Origin of the sequence: Nocardiopsis sp. CNS-639 (assembly GCF_000381685.1) — a bacterium.
Classification (GTDB): domain Bacteria; phylum Actinomycetota; class Actinomycetes; order Streptosporangiales; family Streptosporangiaceae; genus Nocardiopsis; species Nocardiopsis dassonvillei.
Window position 1 is genome coordinate 53377 of the sequence record NZ_KB906869.1, and the last position, 21138, is coordinate 74514.

16 protein-coding genes and 1 tRNA gene are annotated in these 21138 nt (G+C 73.0%); 4 read left to right on the top strand and 13 right to left on the bottom strand.

What is annotated here, in order from left to right; all coding sequences use genetic code 11:
- Positions 1-748: 748 nt before the first annotated feature.
- Positions 749-1522 carry an AfsR/SARP family transcriptional regulator gene (locus G011_RS0121645; protein ID WP_036552910.1) on the bottom strand — a complete coding sequence of 258 codons (774 nt, stop codon included), beginning with the start codon at positions 1520-1522 and terminating at the stop codon, positions 749-751.
- Positions 1523-2275: 753 nt separating this feature from the next.
- Here G011_RS0121645 and G011_RS30120 point away from each other — a divergent pair.
- Positions 2276-3802, top strand: a complete 1527-nt coding sequence (locus G011_RS30120; protein WP_231391554.1) for an MFS transporter — start codon at positions 2276-2278, stop codon at positions 3800-3802.
- A gap of 965 nt (positions 3803-4767) precedes the next feature.
- Here the strand turns inward: G011_RS30120 and G011_RS0121655 are convergent.
- Positions 4768-5334 (bottom strand): type I-E CRISPR-associated protein Cas6/Cse3/CasE, encoded by a 567-nt coding sequence (locus tag G011_RS0121655; protein WP_026338527.1) that lies wholly within the window; start codon positions 5332-5334, stop codon positions 4768-4770.
- 170 nt (positions 5335-5504) lie between these two features.
- On the opposite strand from G011_RS0121655, the gene G011_RS0121665 reads away from it, so the two are divergent.
- Entirely contained in the window at positions 5505-6272 is a 768-nt protein-coding gene (locus G011_RS0121665) for a hypothetical protein (RefSeq protein WP_231391555.1), read from the top strand.
- Between the two features lie 137 nt (positions 6273-6409).
- On the opposite strand, the gene G011_RS0121670 is transcribed toward G011_RS0121665, so the two are convergent.
- The 11 genes from G011_RS0121670 to G011_RS0121720 form a co-directional block, all read right to left on the bottom strand.
- Positions 6410-7429, bottom strand: a complete 1020-nt coding sequence (locus G011_RS0121670) for a LysR substrate-binding domain-containing protein (RefSeq protein ID WP_019610312.1) — start codon at positions 7427-7429, stop codon at positions 6410-6412.
- A 16-nt stretch (positions 7430-7445) separates the two neighbouring features.
- A complete protein-coding gene (locus G011_RS0121675) occupies positions 7446-8315 on the bottom strand; it encodes a CoA ester lyase (protein WP_019610313.1) in 870 nt (289 codons plus the stop codon).
- Positions 8315-9490 carry a CaiB/BaiF CoA-transferase family protein gene (locus tag G011_RS0121680; RefSeq protein ID WP_026338528.1) on the bottom strand — a complete coding sequence of 392 codons (1176 nt, stop codon included), beginning with the start codon at positions 9488-9490 and terminating at the stop codon, positions 8315-8317. Before G011_RS0121680 ends, G011_RS0121675 begins: the two co-directional genes overlap by 1 nt.
- A 134-nt stretch (positions 9491-9624) precedes the next feature.
- The gene (locus G011_RS0121685; protein WP_036552912.1) at positions 9625-11058 is read right to left on the bottom strand and encodes a GntP family permease; all 1434 of its coding nucleotides are present in this window, start codon (positions 11056-11058) and stop codon (positions 9625-9627) included.
- A 576-nt stretch (positions 11059-11634) separates the two neighbouring features.
- Positions 11635-11708, bottom strand: a tRNA-Pro gene (locus G011_RS0121690).
- A 232-nt stretch (positions 11709-11940) separates the two neighbouring features.
- Positions 11941-13239 carry an erythromycin esterase family protein gene (locus G011_RS0121695; protein ID WP_019610316.1) on the bottom strand — a complete coding sequence of 433 codons (1299 nt, stop codon included), beginning with the start codon at positions 13237-13239 and terminating at the stop codon, positions 11941-11943.
- On the bottom strand, positions 13236-13895 hold the full coding sequence (locus tag G011_RS0121700; protein ID WP_019610317.1) for a dienelactone hydrolase family protein: 660 nt from the start codon (positions 13893-13895) through the stop codon (positions 13236-13238). Before G011_RS0121700 ends, G011_RS0121695 begins: the two co-directional genes overlap by 4 nt.
- An 84-nt stretch (positions 13896-13979) precedes the next feature.
- Positions 13980-14684, bottom strand: a complete 705-nt coding sequence (locus tag G011_RS0121705) for a phosphoribosyltransferase (protein WP_019610318.1) — start codon at positions 14682-14684, stop codon at positions 13980-13982.
- 139 nt (positions 14685-14823) lie between these two features.
- Positions 14824-15189 carry a VOC family protein gene (locus G011_RS0121710; RefSeq protein WP_026338530.1) on the bottom strand — a complete coding sequence of 122 codons (366 nt, stop codon included), beginning with the start codon at positions 15187-15189 and terminating at the stop codon, positions 14824-14826.
- Positions 15190-15371: 182 nt separating this feature from the next.
- Positions 15372-17489: a DUF4041 domain-containing protein gene (locus tag G011_RS31290; protein ID WP_019610320.1), complete on the bottom strand. Its 2118-nt coding sequence runs from the start codon at positions 17487-17489 to the stop codon at positions 15372-15374.
- 352 nt (positions 17490-17841) lie between these two features.
- Positions 17842-18843, bottom strand: a complete 1002-nt coding sequence (locus G011_RS0121720) for an aldo/keto reductase (RefSeq protein ID WP_019610321.1) — start codon at positions 18841-18843, stop codon at positions 17842-17844.
- 200 nt (positions 18844-19043) lie between these two features.
- Between G011_RS0121720 and G011_RS0121725 the strand changes: the two genes are divergently transcribed.
- The gene (locus G011_RS0121725; RefSeq protein WP_026338532.1) at positions 19044-19640 is read left to right on the top strand and encodes a TetR/AcrR family transcriptional regulator; all 597 of its coding nucleotides are present in this window, start codon (positions 19044-19046) and stop codon (positions 19638-19640) included.
- A gap of 191 nt (positions 19641-19831) precedes the next feature.
- A complete protein-coding gene (locus G011_RS0121730; protein ID WP_019610323.1) occupies positions 19832-21019 on the top strand; it encodes an MFS transporter in 1188 nt (395 codons plus the stop codon).
- Positions 21020-21138: the final 119 nt, after the last annotated feature.

A 21138-nucleotide genomic window follows, 5' to 3' on the forward strand; every position in this document is an offset into this window, starting at 1 on the left:
CCGGCGGACGCGTCGCCCCCGCCGGACGCGCCCTCGTCGTGGTCCGGCCCCGCACCGCGTTCGGACCCCGGCCGCCGTGCCGGAGCCGCCACCGGTCCCGGGCCGTCCGCGCCAGGCACCGCGGCCCTTCCCGTGAGCTGTCGGGCAGCCGACCGGGCAACACGCCCCGGTGGATGGCTAGGTCTCTGTGGTGGGCCCCGCGCCCCACCAACCGGACGGTCGTCACACGGGTCGCCGCGACCTCGTCCGCGCTCTCAGGACCACCGGTGGACCGCTCGCGGTCCCAGTCCGGATGGCGGTCGGCCACCAGGCGTTCGAGTGTCAGCTCCGCCGCCCGTCGGCACGGCCCCGCCCGAACCGCCCCGGGCTCCGCCACCGCGTACGACGGCCCGCACCTCGGACCCGGACTCCTCGTGATCCCCGCTCAGCGGGCTCGTGCCGACCGTGTCGGCCCGCCCGGCCCCGGGCGGGCGCCCGGTCGCACGCGCGGCGCGGCTCCGGCGGGGAGCCCTCTCGCCGTGGGAGCCGTGCCGGTCCTCAGCGGCACGGGACACGGCCGGAAACGCTCCGCCACCGGTCAACCGCCCGGTAGTTCCCCCGGATCCGCCCCGGGGCCGCCGGAGCCGTCACGGGTACGCCCCGTCCCTCCGCCCTCGGAGCGCACTGCGGCTCCTTGGACGGGCGGGGGCGCGTAATCGTGCGTACGATCGTGCGGATGCACGTCTGTTCCGTGTTCGCGCGCGGGGTTCTACAGCACCGCGTCGTAGGCCTCCCGGTTCGGGTCGAGCTCGGGGTCGGAGGCCAGGATGCGCTCGTGCAGGTGGCACAGCGGCGGGGAGGGCATCAGCCCGAGTTGGTCAGCCAGGGTCGTGCGCAGGTGGCGGAAGACCTCCAGCGCCTCGGCCTGCCGCCCGGCCCGGTAGAGGGCCAGCATGTACTGCCGCTGGAGCCCCTCGTTGAGCGGGTGGAGGAGCGACATCGCGCGCAGGTCGCTCAGGACGTGCCAGTGGAAGCCCAGGGCCAGCTCGGCCTCGAAGTACTGCTCCTGGGCGACGATGAAGGCCTCGTCATGCGCGTCGATGAGGGCGTCCAGGACGGGGCCCAGGCGGAGGCCGTTGAGCATGGGGCCGCGGCGCATGGCCAGGGCCGTGCGTAAGGCCGAGGCGGCGTCGGCGTGCCGTCCCTGTCGGGCCGCGAAGCGCCCCTCCGCGAGCAGCCGGTTGCACACGGACAGGTCCAGCGTGTCCTCGGGCAGGACCATGCGGTACCCGCCCCGACCGGTGGAGAGGAGTTCATGCGCCTTCTTCATCGTGGCCACCGAGGGGAGGGAGGCCAGGGCCTTGCGTATCTGCAGGATGTAGGTCTGGATCGTGGGGACGGAGGTCTTGGGCCGGTGCGGCCCCCACAGCTCCTCTGCGCAGGTGTCTATCGAGACGTACCGGTCCACGTTGAGCAGTAGCAGGGCGAGGATCTGGCGTTGTTTCGGAGCCGCGGGAAGATAATCTCTTCCCTCAAACTCCATCCCCAAAGGACCAAGTACCTTAAGCTCCATTTAAATACACTCCCAGGAATAATCCACAGAACACGAAAAAGGAACAGCAGGAAGATATTTTAACTCGATGCCATTCACGTCGAAGCCGGAGAAAAGCCGAAAAAAGGAGACGGAACAAAGGAGCCGTTCCAAACACGCGGGACAGGGAGTGCAAACCGACTCCATAAAATTCCGCACCCAAGACCTCACTCCACCTTCACATGAAGCTAGTTATCAGCCATCTGAACCATTGGCCAGCATTCACCGAACCGACTCATACCATCAAACCGTGCTCCAGCCTCCACTCGCATCCGGAAAAATTAAACCAAGCCGGTTCAACCGACCCCCCACGGAGCCGCCGCAAAGTCTAATGCCAAAAAGCCCGGGTTCCCAGTAGCTTTTCTCGGACAACAGCCGGTGCCGAGCGGAGAGAGACGCGGGGCACGCGCCGGGAAACGAGACGACACCGGACCCGCAAGAAAGAATCGAGGCTGGTTGGCGTTGGGTTCACACGGTGAGCGGGAGGACACAGGACGACACCGGCCCGCAGCGGCCGTGGCCGCATCCGGACAATCCGTGCCGCCAGGTTTAAACACGGAGCCCGCCAGAACACCCAGGTGGGAACACGAAGCGCGCCTGCGGCGACGACACCCGGGTGCCGTGATGTGGAGCACACCACTTGACCTCAACAGAACTTGAGGTTCAAGGATGTCTGTGACGGCTTCCAACACAAAGGAGATACACGTGAATACGACGCGTAGCCGACCTGCGCGCAAGTCACGTCCAGGAGTACTGCTCGCCAGCGTCATGCTGGGTGTTCTGGTCGTGGCCATGTCGATCTCCGGGACAGCGGTGGCCGTCCCAGGCATCGGTGTGGAGCTGGAGGCGTCGGGCGCGCCCCTGCACTGGGTGGTGGCCGGTTACAACCTCACCTTCGCCGCGTTCACCCTGGTCTGCGGATCCCTGTCCGACCTGTTCGGGCGGCGGCTGCTGTTCGTGATCGGCGCCCTCGTCTTCGCCGGCGGCAACGTGGCCAGCGGCCTGGTCGGGGACATCCTGCTCCTGGACGCGGCCCGCCTGCTCACCGGAGTCGGCGGCGCCGCGATCATGGCCAGCGGCGGGGCCCTGCTGGCCACCACCTTCGACGGTGCCGCGCGCACCCGGGCCTTCGCCGCCATGGGCACCATGGCCGGGGTGGGCATCGCCGTAGGACCCACGCTGTCGGGCCTGCTGGTGGGCGCGGTGGGCTGGCGGGCGGCGTTCCTGGCCTACGCCGTGGTCGGTGTACTCGTTCTGGCCGGGTCCGCCTTCATGGCCGAGTCGCGCGCCTCTGAGCGTCCCCGCGTGGACTGGGGCGGCGCGGTGACCTTCGTGCTCAGCCTCACCCTGGTGATGTACGCGGTCATCGAGGCGCCCGAAACGGGCTGGGGCAGCCTGACGGTTATCGGCACGCTGGTGGTCGGCGCCCTGCTGATGGTGCTCTTCTTCGCCATCGAGGTGCGGGCGGTCCAGCCGGTTCTGGACCTGGGCCTGGTCCGGGACGGCCGTTTCATGGCCTGGTGCCTGGCCACTCTGACCACCTCGGTCGGCTTCCTCGGGGTACTGGTCTTCCTGCCCACCTACCTGCAGGGAGTCCAGGGCGTGTCCGCGCAGACCGCCGGTCTGATGATGCTGATGCTCACCGCGCCGGTGTTGGTGTCGCCCTCCCTGGGTGGATGGCTGGTGACCAAGGGCGTGTCGGCCCAGGGGCTGATCGTGTTGGCGCTGCTGTTCGTGGCCGGGGGCAACGCGCTGCTGACCGTGCTCCACCCGGACATCAGCGCATGGGGGCTGGCCGCACCGCTGGTGCTGATCGGGGTCGGGATGGGCCTGTCGTTCGGCATCACCGACGGCCAGGCCATGAGCGTCGTCCAACCCGAGAAGGCGGGCATGGCGGCGGGCTTCCTCAACACGCTGCGCGGCGGCGCCGAGGCCCTGGTCATCGCGGTCTTCGGAGCGGCACTGGGCAGTATCGTCGCCGCCCGCACCGGCTCGTCGGAAATCGCCGCCCAGGTGACCGCGGGTGACCTCGGCGACTCCGAGCCACAGGTCCTGGCCGACCACCTCACGGTGGCCTGGGACCTGACCTCCTGGGGCGTGGCGGCGCTGTCCCTGGCCGCCACCGTCGGCGTGTTCGTCCTCCTGAAGCGGCGCGGCACCGAGCCGGAAGGGCCGAAGGACGAGCACCAGGACGGTTCGGTACCCACGCGCCAGGAGTCCGCCGGGCTCTGACGTCCACGCCTGTCGGATCCCGCCGTGCCCCCGCGGGATCCTCAGCGGGGACGCGCTCCGATGAGGGGCGCCCGCCCGGGGCGGTCAAGCGCACCGCCCCGGGCCGCGCCGCGGCCGTGGGCACTGTCCGCCAGTCGCACCACGGTCGGCGCCCCCGGGCCCTCTCTCCGCAGGAGCACCGGTGGGCGCGTCCGCGGCGCGCCGCCGCCGGGGACGCGCACCTCCTCGCTCCCGGATACGCCTCTCCTCGTCCCGGCACACGACCCGCCCCGCCGATTCCCCGCTCCGGGAGACCGGAAGCCCTCCCGGCACCGTGGTAACGGTGGGCACGCCTCGGGGCCGCCGCTCCGGACGCCGCCGGTGAGTTTCTCCAGTTGGAAAACTTTCCCTCCTACCAAGGCTTATCCGCGGCCCGGCAGGAATTTCTCCGGTCACCTGCGAACCCCGAACCCCGAACCGCCCACTGAACAGGCTTCGGGGACGAACCCCCGCCAGGGGCTTCCCGCAGGCGCATGCGTCCCGCGCACTCGGAAACCGGAAACCGCTCGTTCCCGGCGACCGAACGGGCCTTTCGCCTCAGCTCCGCATGGCAGCCCGTCAACGGAACTCCCACAACCGCCCTCCGCAAAACCCGTGGAACAATCCCTTTCCCCATTGACGGCGTCACCTCCCGTGCGGCGCTCCTCACCCCCCTCCGGAGCCGTGCGGACGGCGCGGAGCCATTTTCCTTCAGCGTCGGTTGCACGGCGTCCGCCACGATAAAACGGCAATTCAACGGCAGCCGGAAAACTCTTTCTCAGCGCACGGGGGACGATCGCGCCGGACCGCCCGCGGAACGCCCGCGGAACGCAGTCCCACTCGGCGGGCGATTCCGTGACCAGCTTATCGCCGCGGGGTTTCCGCGCATTCACTCCGTCGTGGATCGGCAGAGGGCGCCCCGCGACGCCGGGCCGCGCGGACGGGGTCTACCTCGGGGCGAGCGGGCTGGCGAGGAGCAGCCCGGCCCCCGTGGCCGTGCCCGCGCCGACACCGCCCAGGCACAGTTCCTGGAGCGCCTCGCTGTCGCGCACCACGGCCTCGCCGGTGAAGTGGTACCGCGCGGGCCTGCCGCCCAGGTGCTTCCACCGCACCGAGGTGACGTCCAGCGCGCCCGCGAACTTGCCGTCCAGCCAGCCCTCGAACTCCTCCTCCGGAAGGGGGGCCCGCTTGCCGCGCGGGCGCGCCCCCTCACCGGCGGCCCCGGCTCCGCGCGGCGCGGTGGGCGCCGTGATGAGCTCCCAGCGGACGGTCTCGCCCTCGGAGTAGCGCGGCATCGGGTGGATCGCGGCGGAGGTCGCGCCGGGGACCTTACCCCAGGCGGGGGCGGTGTCGGAGCTGACCACCAGCGTGCTCGGCGAGGTGCGCGCCCACAACACGCGGGCGTCGGACTCGGGGTCGGGGTCGACCGCTCTGCGCACGGCCTGCCCCATGACCGCCCACTGGTCCATCCGGGCGCTGCGCTTGGGGTCGAGGTTGATGCGGGACAGGTACAAGGAGTTCCCCTCCGGGGCGTCCCCGCCGGGGCGGGGGTCGGTGTTCGTGTTCGGTCGCGGGCCGTCGAGGATCGCCTCCGCCCGGAACGGAGTTCCCACTGTACGAGGCGCCGGACCCCGGGTCGGACCGTCCCACGGCGCCGTCGTCGGGCATGGCTAGAGTACGCACCGTGCACGAACACGGCGCCTTACCTCCCCAGGGCCCCCGCCCTCCCCGGCAGCCCCGTCACCAGGCGCCTCCCCCCGGCCACCAGCCTCCCCCCGGGCAGCGGCAGGACCACCCCCTCCCCGGCCAGGCGCCCGTTCAGCGGCCTCCGGCCGAAAAGGGCTCCGTCGGCCGGACCCTCGCCTGGATCGGCTGCGGCTGCGGCACGCTCCTCCTCCTGGCCGTGGCGGGCGCCGGGTTCGGCGGAGCGTACTACCTCGGCTGGTTCGGCCCGGAGGACGTCCACTCCGCTCCGCAGAGCCCGTGCGACGTCCTGGACACCGAAGCCGCGAGCGGGATCGCCGGGAACGGCGAGGACCTGGAGGTCTACGAGGCGGACCACTCCTACGCCTACGGCGCCGAGGGCCTGGAGTGCGTCGTCTCCCCCGGGTACGGGGCGGCGTCCGGGCACGAGGTGGACCTGCGCACCATCGTCTTCACCAGTCGGGTGGACGGGATCCGCAAGGAGAACGGTGAAGAGGCCGCCAGGACCTACTTCTACTCCAACCGTCCGGAGTCCGACGGCTCCGAGTCCGCGACCTGCCCGGACGGCAGGGCCCCGCTCAGCGGGACCCGGAACGGCTCCGGGCACGCCCTGTACCGCCTGGACAACCTCGTCGTGGAGGTCGAGGTGCTGCCCGCGGGCTCCGGGGCCGAGGAGTCCCTCGACGAGACGGACCGCACCCAGACGGCCGTGGACCTGCTCTGCGACGCCCTCTCCCGCGTGGAGTGACGCCCCTCCGGGACCGCTGCCCGCGGTCCCGGAGACGGGCGGACGCCGGGAGAGCACCGGCACGGACCGCCGAACACGGCGATGACGCCCGTGGACGGCGTCCTGACCGAGGCGGGCCGACGACCCGCACGCCCCGGTCAGGGCCGGCCGGCGCGCGGTTCGGTCCGGGCCGCCAGGCGGATCCCCGGCCAGGCACCCTGCTCGGCGAGCCGGGTCGTCACCTGCACGATGCCGTGCCGGACGACGGACACGGCGTCCCGCGGCTCGTAGTAGTCCGAACCGGCGCACACCGCGATGTGGCGTTCGATCACGGGGTCCACGACCCGCCGCACCATGAGGTCGGGGGTGCTGCGCAGCGCCTCGACGCTGGACAGCGGGAGCAGGGCGCAGGCCTCGCCGCTCTCGGCGATGCGCACCATCGTGCCCAGGGACTCCACGTCGGCGGCGATCGTGGGCACCGCGCCGTGTTCGGTGAAGACGCGGTCGATGAGCACGCGCAGGTTGCTGCGCGCTCCGGGGGCGACCAGCGGCACCCGGAGCATGTCGGCCAGGCTGATGTCCCCGTACGCGGCGGTGCCGGCGGCGGCCGCGCCCGTCCCGGCAGACCCGGCGGACCGGTCGTCCCGGGGCCGTTCCTCGGCGTCCGAGCGCCCGACCAGGTACAGCTCCTCGGAGTACAGCGGAGTCTCGGCAGGTCGGGGCGCCGCGTCGTCGCGGTAGAGGACGGCCAGGTCCATCCGCCCGACCGTGAGCAGCTCCTGGATGTATCCGCTCACCGACTCGAACAGCCGCAGGCGGACGCCCGGGTAGTGCCTTTTCGTCCAGGAGAACAGCGCCGGGGCGAGGTGGACGGCGGCCGCGGTGGGCAGTCCGACGGCCACCGGTCCGCGGATGGCCCGGGGTTCCTTGGCCACGTCCTCGGCGATCTGGTCGAACCGGCGGATGAGCTGCTGGGCGTCCCGGTACAGGGTCCGCCCCGCCGGTGTGGGCACCACCCCGCGGGGGCCGCGCTGCACGAGCCGCACGCCCAGTTCGCTCTCCAGCTGCTTCATCCGCTGGCTGACCGCCGGCTGCGAGACGAACAGCACCGAGGCGGCGCGGGTGAAGCTCCCGCTGTCGATGACCGCGATGAAGTCCCGCAACTGGGCGATGTCCACTGGCTGTCCCCTCGGCCTACACTGTCCGGTCCCTCCCCTCGGCGCGCCGCAGCAGTCGGCGGGCGCGTTCCACGACCGGTCGGTCGATCATCTCACCACCGCGCTGAACAGCGCCCCCGTCTCCCGCGGCGAGTACCCCGCGCGCCCATTCCAGCTCGGCGGCGTCGGGGGCGAAGGCGGTGTCCACGGGCGCGACCTGGGCGGGGTGCACGCACAGCTTGCCGCCGAACCCCCAGCGGCGGGCGCGGGCGGCGTCGCGTGCCGCGGCCGTGCCGTCGCGCACGTCCGTGGTGACGCCCTCGACCGGCGGCGGCAGCGAGCACGCCGCCGACCAGCGCACCAGGTCGCTCCGCGACGGGTCGAGCGCGGCGTCGTCGGCGGTGCCCAGGTCCAGGGCCAGGTCGATCCCGCCGAACAGCAGCCGGACCGTCTCGGGGCGGCTCGCGATCCGGGAGAGCCCCACCAGACCGCGGGCGGACTCGATCAGCGGCAGTACCGGCGCCCCGCTCGCCTCGGCCGCGGCCCGCACGTCGTCGCCGGACTCGGCCTTGGGCAGGACGACGGCGTCCGGCCCCAGCTCGCGGCACAGCCGCGCGTCGGCGGCGAACTCCGCGGTGGTGCGCGCGTTGACGCGCACGGCCACGGCGGGCGCGCCGCCGGAGGGGGGACGGGAATCGACGACGCTCGGCCACCCGGCCCGCAGCGCTTCGCGCGCGGCGTCCTTGCCGTCGGCCGGGACGGCGTCCTCCAGGTCGATGATGACGGCGTCGGCTCCGCTGCGCACCGCCTTGGCGAACCGGTCGGGACGGGACGCGGGCACGAACAGCCAGGTGACGGCCGACGTGAGCGCGTCCGCGTGCGCGGCGGCGTCCGTCTGCGGCGCCATCAGACCACCCCGCCCGACCGCAGCTCGCCGGTCTCCTCGGCCGTCATCCCCAGTTCGCCGAGGATGGCGTCGGTGTGCTCGCCGAGGTCGGGGACCGGGTCCATGCGGGGGGCCGGGTCGCGCGGGCCGGGCGGCGCGAGCGCCGGGACCCGCCCCGTCGGCGTGTCCACCTCGTGCCAGCGCCCGCGCGCGGCGAGCTGCGGGTGGTTCCACACGTCGGCGAGGCTGTTCACCCGGGCGTAGGCGACCGGGACGTCGGCGAGCAGGGAGGTGGCCTCGTCGCCGTCCAGCTCGGCGAAGCGCCGGTCGATGACGGCCTTGAGCGTGTCGCGGTTGGCGCTGCGGGCGGCGTTGGTGGCGTAGGCGGGGTCCTCGGCGAACGCGGGGCGCTCCAGGAAGCGCTCGCAGAACCCGCGCCATTCGCGCTCGTTCTGGATCGCCATCAGGACCACCTGCTCATCACGCGCGACGAAGGGGCCGTAGGGGTAGATCGTGGCGTGCGCCGCGCCGGCGCGCGCCGGCGGCTCCTGGCCGCCGTAGGTGTAGTAGAGCGGGAAGCCCATCCACTCGGCGGTGGCCTCCAGCATCGACACGTCCAGGTGGGCGCCCTTCCCGGTGCGCGCGCGTTCGAGCAGCGCGCCCAGGATCGAACTGTAGGCGTACATGCCCGCGGCGATGTCGGAGACCGAGATGCCGACCTTGGCCATCTCCTCGCCGCTGCCCGTCACCGACAGCAGCCCCGACTCGCTCTGCACCAGCAGGTCGTAGGCCTTCATCGTCTCGTAGGGGCCGGGGGAACCGTAGCCGGAGATGTCGCAGACGATGAGCCCGGGGTGCCGTGCGTGCAGCTCGGCGGCGCCCAGCCCGGCGCGGGCCGCGGCCCCCGGCGCCAGGTTCTGGATGAAGACGTCGGCGCGGGCCAGCAGCCGGCGCAGCACCTCGTTGCCGCGCGGGTCCTTGATGTCCAGCGTCAGGGACTCCTTGTTGCGGTTGACCCACACGAAGTGCGAGCTCATGCCGTTGACGCGGGAGTCGTAGCCGCGGGCGAAGTCGCCCGTGCCGGGGCGCTCGACCTTGATGACGCGGGCGCCCATGTCGGCCAGGTGGCGGCTGGCGTAGGGAGCGGCGATGGCCTGCTCCAGGGACACGACGGTTACACCGCGAAGCGGCTGCATGGTTTCTCTCCTGCGTGTGTGGGAAGGTCGGGTGCGCCACGGGTGCGGGGGGTGCCGGGGAGCCGCGTCCCCCCGGCCGCCGCGTGCGCGACGGCCCGGGGGGACGGTGGCCGCGGCTCGCGGCGGCGTCCCTGCTAGACGACGAGGCTGATGCCCACGACGATGACCAGCGAGACCACCGAGGCCAGCGAGGTCACGAAGGTCAGCGCCTTGAGCGTGCCCCGGGTGGTCACACCGAGCAGCGACTGGAACATCCAGAAGAAGTTGCTGTTCACGTGGAGCGCGAACAGGGCGCCCGCGCCGATGGACAGCCCCAGGACCGCGGGCGGCAGGTCCAGGCTGCCCATGATCGGGGCGAGGATGCCCGCGGCCGCGATGGCGGCGACGGAGATCGAGCCGATGGCCACGTGCAGCACGGCCGCCACCAGCCAGGCCAGCAGCACCGCCACGAGCGCCGGTGTGCCCGCGTCGGCCGAGAACAGGCCGCCCAGGACCCCTTCGAGCGCCGTCTCGCCGATCACCGCGCCCAGCGAACCGCCCACACCGGTGACCAGCAGGATCTGCCCGGTGGTGTTGAGTCCCTCGCCCAGCGCGTCGTTGGTGCGCTCGTTGCCCAGCACGCCCCGCGACAGCAGGTAGGCGCCGACCAGGCCGACGAAGAGCGCCAGCACCGGGTCGCCGAAGAAGGCGATCACGGGAGACGCCACGCCCGCGGCCTCGGCGATCGCCCCGGCGGCGATCATGACCAGCGGGATGAGGATGGGCAGCAGGGAGACGTAGAGCGGCGGGGTCCGCGGCGCCGTCTCGGCGGCCTTCGCCGTGCCGTCGTCGCCGCCGTCACTGACGCCGCCGCTGCCGCCGCTGGGCGCGGCGCCCACGGGCTGCGCGGCGCCGGCGGACTCGTGGGCGCCGACCGCCACCGGGGCGACCTCGTCCTTGTCCGGGTTCCAGAACCCGACCTTCAGCAGGAGGCCGTAGAGGAACACGGTGAGCACCGCCGTGGCCAGTCCGACACCGAAGCCGTAGAGCAGCATCGTGCCGAGCGGGACGCCCAGCAGACCGGCGATCGACACGGTTCCCAGACCGGGGATCACGAACACGTAGCCGACGAGGATGCCGGTGCTGAGCGCGCCGCCCATCATGCCGACGCCGTTGCGGCCCAGGCCGGGCGCGGCGGAGCGGGCCAGCGGGGCGGCGAGCACGAGCTGCACGTCCACGTAGATGGACGGGAAGATCGTGCTCAGCACGGAGGCGAGCGCGTAGGGGAGCCGTCTGGGACCGAGCAGTCTCAGCAGCAGCTCCACCAGTTTCTGCAGGGCGCCCATGCGGAACAGCAGCGACCCCAACAGGACGCCGAACCCGATGAGCAGCCCGACTTCGGTCATGATGTCGCCGAAGCCCTGGGCGATGGTCGAGATGGTCTTCTCGAACCCCAGTCCGGCCGCGAGTCCCAGGTAGATCGACCCGATCACGAGTGCGATCACCGGCTCGACGCGGGCGGCCAGGATCAGCAGCACCACGCCGATAATCGCTATCGCCGTGTGCGCCACGACCAAGGTGTCAGTCATCTGGCTCTTTTCCGTTCAGACCTGATGGGGGGCGGTGTCAGGCTTTGTGTCACTGAGGCGGACCGCGACCGGTCCGGTCTCTCCGCCGCCTGAAGCCGCGCGGAAGCGCGGCCGCCTTGGCGGAAACGCTCGCACATCCGCGGTGGAGCGGCGTGAGCGGGTCCGCCCCGGCGTGCTCCAGGGCCGTATCGCGGGCGCGTCCTCCCGTGGAGCGCCGAAAACGGCGCCGCGCGGCAGCGGATGGACGCGTCGCCCTGTGGTCCGCGCCACAGACCTGACCATGCAACACGAAGTCGGTACCGTCGGGTAGGGGCCCGTCTCCATGGGGCTCATAAGCAGCGCTTATACCGGGGCGACCGCCCCGGATGCCGGGCCGTGCCGATGACTCCGGAACGGGCCGCGGCGGTGCTCCGCGCGGCCGGTGGCGACCGGTGGCGGTCCGGTCAACGGCACGGACCGCGGACGAGAACCCGCACGGCGCGGACTGACGGCCCGCTCGCCCCGCTTCCACCACACCGGGAACGCGGAAAGGGGCCCACCTTCCGGTGGACCCCTCACTGACCTGCTATTCCTCTGTCGGGACGGCGGGATTTGAACCCACGACCCCTTGACCCCCAGTCAAGTGCGCTGCCAAACTGCGCTACGTCCCGTCCGCTGCGCGAACGCCGTTCCCGGCGCCGCCAACAGGTGAAACTGTATCGCATCCGGCAGGGCTCTCGAACCGGATACCGGGCCGCGGGCGCCGAACGCGAAGGGCCCGCCCAGGGCACCAGCCCCCCGACGGGGGTCTCCTCGTCCTCACCCGTGTGCACGACCGCCGCCCCTGCCCTGTCCGCTGCTCCCCCGGCTCCGGGGCCGCGAGTCGGGGACGGCCCGGCCGGGTCACTGGCCGCTGGGCCAGGTCCCCTCCTCGCCCGAGTCCTCCTCGACCTCGTGCAGGGGCGTGAGCGCGCGGGTGCGGTCGACGAACACGAAGGCGTCGTAGCGCTCCCCCAGCACGGTCGGTACGTAGTTGCGCAGCCCGTCGCGTCCGGGGTGGTAGATGACGCCGACGGCGCGGTGCGGCAGGACCTCGCCCGCGAACGGATCGACCGCCCCCTCGCCGGTCAGGAGCAGCAGGCCCGTCTCCCCCTCGAACGACTGGTGCAGCAGCGCCTCCACGCTCCCGTGGCGCGCCGCGGGCACCGGCATCGGTTCGGGGGTCTCCCCCCAGGCCCGGGCGGCCATGACCCGGCCCTCGTAGGTGCCGAAGCCGACGAGGACCACGCCCTCGTCGCCGTGGCGCTCGCGCACCAACTGCCCCACGTTGACCATGCCCGAGGCGGCCATGTCGGTGGCGCGCGCGTCGCCGACATGGGTGTTGTGCTCCCACACCACGGCCTTGGCTCCGGGCCCGTGGTAATCCATGAGCCGGTCGAGCGTGTCGGCCATGTGGTGGTCGCGGACGTTCCACGACTCGGGGCCGCCGCGCACCAGCGCCCGGTAGTACTGCTCGGCGTCCGCGAGCACCTCGGCGTTCTGGCGCGCGGCGAACTCGGCCAGGTCCTCGGCGAAGGAGGCCTCCCCCGCCCGCTCGCGCAGCCCGGCCAGCAGGCGCACGACCTCCGCCTCGCAGCTCTCGGGCACCAGCCGCGTCGCGCGGGCGTAGGCCTGGGGATCCTCTCCGTAGGGCTGGAAGCAGCGGTAGGCGTTCAGAGCCGGTTCCACCTGCTCGGGCATGTTCTCGCGCAGCCACCCCAGCACCGCGTACAACGACTCCCACAGGCTGTAGACGTCGAGGCCGAAGAACCCGGCGCGCCGCTCCGGCGCGAGCCCCAGGTTGTGTTCGCGCAGCCACCGGGCGAACTCCAGCACCTCGGTGTTGGCCCACATCCACTGCGGCCACCTGCGGAAGCCCTCCAGGATCCGCCTGGGATCCTCGGGCGCCCCCGGCGCGCCCACGACGCCGCAGTGCAGCTGCTGGAAGTCGGGCCAGTCGCCCTCCACCGCGACGAAGGAGAAGCCCGCCTCCTCGATCAGCCGCCGGGTCAGTTCCGCCCGCCAGCGGTAGAACTCGGCGGTGCCGTGCGAGGCCTCGCCCAGCAGCACGTAGCGCGCGTCGCCGATCCGATCCAGGAGCGGGTCCAGCGACCTCGGGCCGGACAGCCGCAGGAGGGCGTCCGAGCCGGTCCCGGGGCTCATCGCTCCGCCTCGCCCAGGATGCCCGCGAACCAGCCGGAGGCGGCGTCGGCCACCTCCTCCAGCGCCCCCGGTTCCTCGAACAGGTGGGTGGCGCGGGGGACGACGTGGATCCGGTGCGGGGCGCTGAGCCGGTCGGCCGCCTCCTCGTTGAGCCGCAGGACCTCGGTGTCCGCGCCGCCGACGATGAGCAGCGTGGGAGCGCGCACGACCTGGAGCGCCTCGGTGCCCGCCAGGTCGGGGCGGCCGCCGCGCGAGACCACCGCGGCGACCAGGTCGGGGCGCTCGGCCGCGGTCCTCAGCGCGGCGGCGGCGCCGGTGCTGGCGCCGAACAGGCCGATGGGCGTCCCCGCGGTGTCCTCGTGTCCGGCCAGCCAGTCCACGGTGCCGGTGAGCCGCCGGGTGAGCAGGTCGATGTCGAAGCGCTGCCGCCCGGTCGCGCTGTCGGCGCGCTCCTCCTCCGGGGTGAGCAGGTCCAGCAGGAGCGTGGCGACCCCGACCCGGTTGAGCTCCTCGGCGACGGCCCGGTTGCGCGGGCTGTGGCGTGAGCTTCCGCTGCCGTGCGCGAAGGCCACGACCGCGGTCGCCCCGGGGAACACGGCCAGCCGCCCGTCGAGTCGCGCGTCCGGCGTGCGTACCGTCACGTCGACGGCGGTCATGGTCCTCTCCCTTCGTGGGGGCCGACCTCCCGTGCGGTGCGCCGACCCGGTGTCGTCCGCCGCGTGCGCGGCGGCCGGTGACGGTCAGGGGCGGCCGGGAGGGCCGTCTCCGGGACCGCCGGAGCCGTGGGAACCCGGGCCGCCGGATTCTCCGGGACCTCGGGGAAGCCTCACCAGCAGGCCGCGCACCTCGTCATCGGTGACCTGGGGAAACCTCGCGTACCAGAGGCTGACCGCGCCGAAGTCCGGCGGTGTCTCCAGGCAGACGACCCGGTCGCAGACGTCGGAGAGCGCGCGGACGGCTTCGGGCGCGCCCACGGGGACGGCCAGCGTCAGGGACGCGGGGCGCCGGGTGAGCACCGAGGTCAGCGCCGCCCTGGCGCTCATCCCGGTGGCCAGGCCGTCGTCGACCACCACGACGTCGTATCCGGTGACCTCGGGCTCGGGGTCCTCCCCGCGGTAGGCCAGCAGCCTGCGCCGCGCCTCCGCCCGCTGGGTCCCGACCATCTCGGCCAGGCGTCCCTCGGGGATGCCCAGCAGGTCCAGCGCCCTCTGGTCGAACAGCGCGGGGCCCTCGGCCGTGGTCGCCCCGATCGCCGTCTCCGGGCTGCCGGGGGCGGGGATCTTGCGCGCGACCACGATGTCCAGCGGCACGCCGAGGGCGTCGGCGACGGGCCTGGCCACGGGGACACCGCCCCGGGGCAGGGCCAGCACGCGCGGGCGCGGTCCCGCCCGCTCCGCCACCGCGCGGGCGAGCCGCTCGCCCGCCTCTCGCCGGTCCCGAAACACGTGTGCCACCTCACCCGGTCGCGTCGTCTGGATCCCGTGGCGCGACGGCCCGCGTCCGCGCGGTTCGGCGGCGCGCGGGCCGTGTGGTGAGCGCTACCCCGGCGCCTTCGGCGCACACATGGCGCGGACCGGGCGCGCGCTACCCGCCCAGGGTGCCGTCGAGGCGCTCGACCACGCAGAACTCGTTGCCCTCGGGGTCGGCCAGGACCGCCAGCAGGTGGCCGTCCTCCTCGTAGGCCGGGCGCAGCACCTCCGCGCCCAGCGCGCGCACCCGCTCGACCTCCGCGTCCAGGTCGTGGACGACCAGGTCCAGGTGCATCCGGTTCTTGCCGGAGCGGGGTTCGGGCACCTTCTGGAGGACCAGGTCGGGCCAGCGCCCGCCCGGGTCCTTCAGCGCGAGGTAGACCGGGTGCTGGCCCTCCTCGCGCTCGAAGCCCAGCGCGGCGCACCAGAAGTCGGCGGCGGCATGGAGGTCGTTGGTGTCGAGTACGCAGACCAGGCGCACGTGGCGCTCCCCTCGGTTCGCCGTGCGGTCCGCGGCCGCGGACCGCACGGCCACCCTACGACGCGGGCCCGCGACTCCGGGAGACCCCGCAGCGCCGGTGCGGGCGGAGGAGCGGTCCTCGCGTCCGGTGCTCGCGGAGGCGAGGACCGCTCCTCCTCACGGAACGCAGGGGAGACCGAAGGCTAGGACGCCACCGCGGACTGTGCTTTCTGGTCTCCCTCACCGGACGCGCTCTGCCGGAACTCCGCCGCCTCGGGCACCTCCTCGTACCGCAGCAGGTCTCCCGCGACCCCGGCCAGCAGGTCCCGGACCTCCGCGGGGGTGGCGTGGAAGAACTCGCGTCGGTGGTTCACCCGGTTCACGCGCCTGTCCGCGAGCCTGCGGTGCATCTCGGCCTCCACCCCGACCGCGTCCTCGGAGAAGTGCAGGGCGTGGACGTCGAAGTTGAACGGCACCGACGCGTCGCTGAGCTCGCGCACCCGGTCCATGGGGTCCAGGCGCCGCGTCATACCGACCTTGACCACCCGGTCGCCGAACGAGCCGAGGTTGGAGATCACGTACACGTAACCCGCGCGCACGTTGGCCGCGCGCTGCTCGACGTCCTCCATCGCCGAGGCGACCCCGTCGATCTGCTCCTGGAGCCGCCGCACCGCGTCCTCGTCACCCTTGGCCCGCATCGCGGCCAGGGCGTTCTCGTAGTGGCTGCGCTCCTTGTCCAGGCGCGCCCTCTCCCGGTCCAGCTCCGCCTGGGCCTGGCGCTCCTCGCGCATGCGCGCCTTCTCCTCGCGTTCGCGCTCCTTCTCCTCGGCCACCTTGTTGATGTGGTCAGCGGTCAGTTCGAGCTCGCGCAGACGCAGCCGGTGGTAGGCGTGGGAGATGCGGATGTCCATCGAGCGCCCCAGCTTCTCCACCGTCGCCCGTGTCTTGTCCAGCCGGTCACGGGAAGTGGCGAGCTTGTAGGGCTTCATCCCGCGCACGAGGTTGTCGGCCTCGTTGTTGTAGGCGCGCAGGAGCAGCTTGGAGAACTCGCCGACCATCTTGCGGCCCTCGGACAGCGATCCGTTCATGGTGAAGGCCGTGGTGGCCTGGACAGCGCCCCCGTCCTTGCGGTTCATCGCCTTGGTGCGGTCCTTGAGGTCGGCCAGGGCGGACTTGTAGGCCACCGAGTCGTCCAGCGGGTGGGAGTAGGAGTAGACCCCGGCCTCCTGGAGGGCGAGGAGGTCCTCGGTGACGACGACGTCGGAGCGCAGCCCGGCCAGGCGCGTCTCCAGGGCCGCGGTCTCCGCCCGCAGCCGGTTGGCGTCCGCCTCCAGCGCGGCCCGCTCCCGCGCGGCGGTCTCGCGCAGGTCCGTAGTCAGGCGGTCCCGCTGCCGCGCGTGGTCGGCCTGGAGGGCGGCGACCTCGTCCCTCAAAGACCGCACCCGTTCCTCCAGGTCGGCGGCCTCCAGCGCACCGAGGCGTTGCAGGTGCTCCCTGAGCTGGGCGTTCTCATCGGCCAGACCGTTGACCCGCACGGCCAGGTCCTTGGCCTTGGCACGCGCGCCGAACACGCCGATGTCGGTGTCGACGTGGCCGGACACCGCGGCGGTCCGGTTCTGCGGCGCTGCCGGGGGAACCGGTCCGGGGACGGGCTCACGCACCGGCCCTGGGACGGGCTCGGGCGGCCGGTGGTCAGCGGCGGCGGGAGCGGGGTGCGGGGGCTGGCCGAAAGCGGCCGGCGGCCCCTCGGGCACCCAGAAGGGCCATCCCGCCGGAGCCGGGCCCCACGCCGGGTCGGGGTGCCAGCCCGTGGGGGGAAACCAGCCCGGAGGCGTGGGCGGCCAGTTCGGCGGCGGGTTGAAGCGGTACCCGGGCCCGCCCTGGGGCCGCCCCGGATCGGAGACGGCATACGGCACATGGGCCCCCTGCGCACCGACGGCAGGCGCCGGATCGCGGATGTCGGCGACATCGACCAGACAGCCCGGCGCACCGTGCGGACGCTGGGCGTCGACCGCCGCTGCCAGCGCGGTGACGAAGGCGGCGACCTCCTTCGCGTAGGCGGAGCGCACGGGGATGAAGTGCAGGAGGTAGGGGTCCTCGGACGGCTTGGTCCGTGCCGTCCCGTGTCCCCTCACCACGACGCGCAGGCGGCGCTCCTGGGACCCGGAGAGCTGTTGTTCGAGGCGTTCGACGTCGGTGAGGTGGATGACCAGCGGAGACACGCTCTTCTTGGCGAGCGAGGCCGTCCACGCCGTGTGGTCGAGGGTCAGGGAGAACGCCGACAGGACCGCTTCGCCGTCCTGGTGCTTGATCGTGGTCATGGGGCTCCCGGGGGAAGGGCCGGCCCGAGCGGGGGGGCGCTGCTGTCGTGGTGGAGGGCGGTCCGACACAGACCGGCCCCCACCACGCTACTGCGCGGCGGACCCTGCGGGGACCTGTTCACAAGACCGGATCTGCGCCTGGCGACGGCCCCGGCACGGGACGGAGTCCCGAACGCACGGAAGTCGGCGCGCAACAGCTTGGGAAGGAACGGGACAGCGCGGAACGGAAGCGGAACACCGGTGCGGGCGGGCGCCACGGCGCCGGGGCCGTCAGTCGCCGCGACGACGCGAAGCCCGTCCGCGCGGAAGGTGGTCTCGCGTCCGTCCGCGTGGCGGGCCAGGGCCGCGGGGGTCAGGGCGCGGTTCCGGGGACGAGCAGGCCCTCGGCCTCCAGGTCCGCCCACAGGCCCTCGGGGACCGGGGCGGCCAGGAGGCGGGCGTCGTGCGTGATCTCCCCGGCCGAGCGGGCCCCCACCAGGACCCCGGCCACCGCCGGGTGGCGCGCGCAGAAGGCCATCGCCGCCTGGGGCAGGCCGACCCCGTGGCGGCGGGCCACCGCGGCGATCCGCAGCGCCCGGTCGCGCAGCGGCCCGGGGGCGGCCGTGTAGTCGTAGGTGGCGTCGGCGGAGGGCTCGTCCACGGCCAGGATCCCGCTGTTGAAAACTCCGGCCGCGATCACCGACACCCCCGCGCGCAGGCAGGCCGGGAGCATCGTGGCCGCCGCCCCCTGGTCCAGCAGCGTGTACCTGCCCGCGAGCAGCACGGCGTCCACGTCGGTCTCCACTGCGAAGCGCTCCAGCATGCGCGCCTGGTTCATGCCCGCGCCGATCGCGCCGACCACGCCCTGGTCGCGCAGCTCGTGCAGGGCCGGGTAGGCCTCACCGACCGCCTGCTCCCAGTGGTGGTCGGGATCGTGCAGGAGCACCACGTCCACCCGGTCCAGGCCCAGCCGCTCCAGGCTCTGTTCCAGGGAGCGGCGCACCCCGTCGGCGCTGAAGTCCCACCGCCGCCCGTACGCGGCGGGAACGGCGAAGCCCTGGTCGTCCCACCGCCCGGCGCGGTGCGGGGTGGGCTCCAGCAGGCGGCCGACCTTGGTCGAGACCGCGTACCGCTCGCGGGGCAGACCGGCCAGGGCGCGGCCCAGGCGGCGCTCGGCCAGGCCCAGACCGTAGTGGGGAGCGGTGTCGAAGTAGCGCACACCCGCCTCCCACGCCGCCAGGACCGTCGCGGCCGCGGCCTCCTCGTCCACCTCCCGGTAGCCGCCGTTGCCGAGTGGGGCGGTGCCCAGCCCGAGGGGGCTGATCGCCACCGAGGACCCGCCCAGCCGGACCCGTGTACCGGGACTGCGTTCCATCGCCTGTCTCTCCCTCTGCGCTGGTGGACGGCGCCGGTCGGACTCCCGGCCCCGCGAAGGGGCCGCTCCGGACCGCGCCCGGCGGGCGCGGTCCCAGCGCCCGCGCCCCTGGACTACCACTTCCACGGCCCCGATCGGCACCCCGGTTCCGTTCTCGATTTTTTGTGTCGATCAGTCCATAAAGTGGTACCGTCTGGAACATGGGAAGACCACGCCAGTTCGACGAGGAGCACGTGATCCGGGCCGCCTACGAGGAGTTCCGGGCCAAGGGCTTCGACGGGACCTCCACGGCCGACCTGTGCCAGGCGACCGGACTGACCCGCAGCAGCCTCTACAACACCTTCCACTCCAAGGAGCACCTGTTCCGCCGGGCGCTCTCCCACTACGTCACCACCATGACCGCGCGCCAGGGGACCGTGCTGGACTCCGCCGGGGGCAGCGGGCTGGACCGGATCGGGGCGCTGCTCGCCGTGATCGTGGCCGACGAGGCGGCCAACAGGGAGAGCGGTCGCGGAGCAGGCTGCTTCACTGTCAACACCATCACCACGATCGCCTCGCGCAACCCGGAAGTCGCCCAAGTGGTGGAGGCCGACCTGCACAAACGCCTGTCCTCACTGCGCCTGACAGTCATGGACGGCCAGCTCGACGGCTCGGTCGCCGCCGACCGCGACCCCGGCGACCTGGCCTGGTACGTGGTCTCGCTCATCTCCGGGATGAGGGTCGCGGCCCAGTCGGGCGCCGGGCGCACGGTGCTGGAGGGCATCGCCTCCACCGGAATCGAGGCGCTCCGCCCCTGACCCGCGCCCCCTCCCTCCCCCTCCACCCCGGGCCCGGTCCCCCCGATCCGCCCCGACCGCTCCCGACCCCGTGCGCCCGCGCGACCCCTCCGCGCCGGTACTGCCGCGCGTCCGCCGTACATCTCCTCCCCAGCCTCTCCCTGCGCCCTTTTTTTGGCCTGAACGATACAAAACTTGGAAGGAACCCCCCCATGCCCAAGTCCGTCTACCTCATGGCGCTCGGCATCTTCGCCATGGTCACCAGCGAGCTGCTCGTCGGCGGTCTCATGCCGCAGATGTCCGAGGACCTGGGGGCCACCATCCCGCAGATCGGCTACCTCATCACCGCGTTCGCACTGGCGATGGCGCTCGGCGGTCCGCTGGCGACCCTGTCGGTGCTCCGGCTGCGCACGGACCACGCCCTGATGGTGCTCTTCGCCGTCTTCTTCGTCGGCAACGCGCTGGCCGCCCTCTCCACCTCCTACTGGCCCATGCTCGTGGCCCGCGTGATCACCGGAGCGGCAGCCGGAGCCTTCTTCGGCGTCGCCCTGTCGGCGGTCGCACAGGTCACCGCGCCGCACCTGCGCGGGCGCGCCACCGGCGTGGCCCTCCAGGGCCTCATGGTGGGCACCCTGCTCGGCCTGCCGCTGTCCACGCTCATCGGCGGCCAGTTCGGCTGGCGCGCCGCCTTCGCCGCCGTCGGCGTGCTGACCGTGGTCGTGGCCGCGGCCACCATGCTCGCGCTGCCGCGCCTGGAGAAGGCCGAGGAGGCCGGGGCCATGCGCTCCGAACTGGAGGTGTTCCGCCGCCCGCGCCTGTGGACGGTCATGGCCACCTCCACGCTCATCATCGGCGCCACCTTCGCGGCGTTCTCCTACTTCACGCCGATCCTCACCGAGGTCACCGGGTTCTCCCGCGACATCGTGCCGCTGCTGCTCCTGGGCTACGGCGGGGCGACGGTCATCGGCAACATCGTGGTCGGCCGCCTGGCCATGTCCCACACCGTGACCGTCATCGTGGCCGGTCTGGCGCTCAACACGGTCTTCCTGGGCGTCTTCGCCCTCTTCGCGGACCTGCCGGTCCCCGCCCTGCTGGCGATGGCGGGCATCGGCCTGGTGGGCATCACGCTAAACCCCGCGATGATCACCCGCGTCCAGCGCGCCGGGAACCCGCGCGCCCTGGTCAACACCGTGCACTCCTCGTTCATCACCATGGGCGTGGTCGTCGGCTCCTGGACCGGCGGCATGGGCATCGACGCCTTCGGCCTGCGCGCCCCGCTGTGGGTCGGCGTCGGCCTGGCCCTGCTCGCACTGCTGGCCATGGTGCCCGCGGCCCTGACCGCGCGCAGGGTGGGACACGAGGCCACCGACCTGTACGTACCGCCGCGCCGGGCCCGGTGAGGGGAGGCCGGGCCGCGCACCCCACGGACGCCTGAACCCGACCGGGCGCCCCGACCCGGCGCGGACCGCGCCGATCACCGAGTTCGCGCCGCCGCACGTCCTGGCCTTCCACTGGGACG

Bases quoted from the DNA above. Each gene is read 5' to 3' on its own strand.
- G011_RS0121685 (WP_036552912.1), bottom strand. From the start codon at position 11,058: ATGACTGACACCTTGGTCGTGGCGCACACGGCGATAGCGATTATCGGC.
- G011_RS31290 (WP_019610320.1), bottom strand. From the start codon at position 17,489: ATGACCACGATCAAGCACCAGGACGGCGAAGCGGTCCTGTCGGCGTTC.
- G011_RS0121680 (WP_026338528.1), bottom strand. From the start codon at position 9,490: ATGCAGCCGCTTCGCGGTGTAACCGTCGTGTCCCTGGAGCAGGCCATC.
- G011_RS0121720 (WP_019610321.1), bottom strand. From the start codon at position 18,843: ATGGAACGCAGTCCCGGTACACGGGTCCGGCTGGGCGGGTCCTCGGTG.
- G011_RS0121675 (WP_019610313.1), bottom strand. From the start codon at position 8,315: ATGGCGCCGCAGACGGACGCCGCCGCGCACGCGGACGCGCTCACGTCG.
- G011_RS0121645 (WP_036552910.1), bottom strand. From the start codon at position 1,522: ATGGAGTTTGAGGGAAGAGATTATCTTCCCGCGGCTCCGAAACAACGC.
- G011_RS0121700 (WP_019610317.1), bottom strand. From the start codon at position 13,895: ATGACCGCCGTCGACGTGACGGTACGCACGCCGGACGCGCGACTCGAC.
- G011_RS0121725 (WP_026338532.1), top strand. From the start codon at position 19,044: ATGGGAAGACCACGCCAGTTCGACGAGGAGCACGTGATCCGGGCCGCC.
- G011_RS0121730 (WP_019610323.1), top strand. From the start codon at position 19,832: ATGCCCAAGTCCGTCTACCTCATGGCGCTCGGCATCTTCGCCATGGTC.
- G011_RS0121695 (WP_019610316.1), bottom strand. From the start codon at position 13,239: ATGAGCCCCGGGACCGGCTCGGACGCCCTCCTGCGGCTGTCCGGCCCG.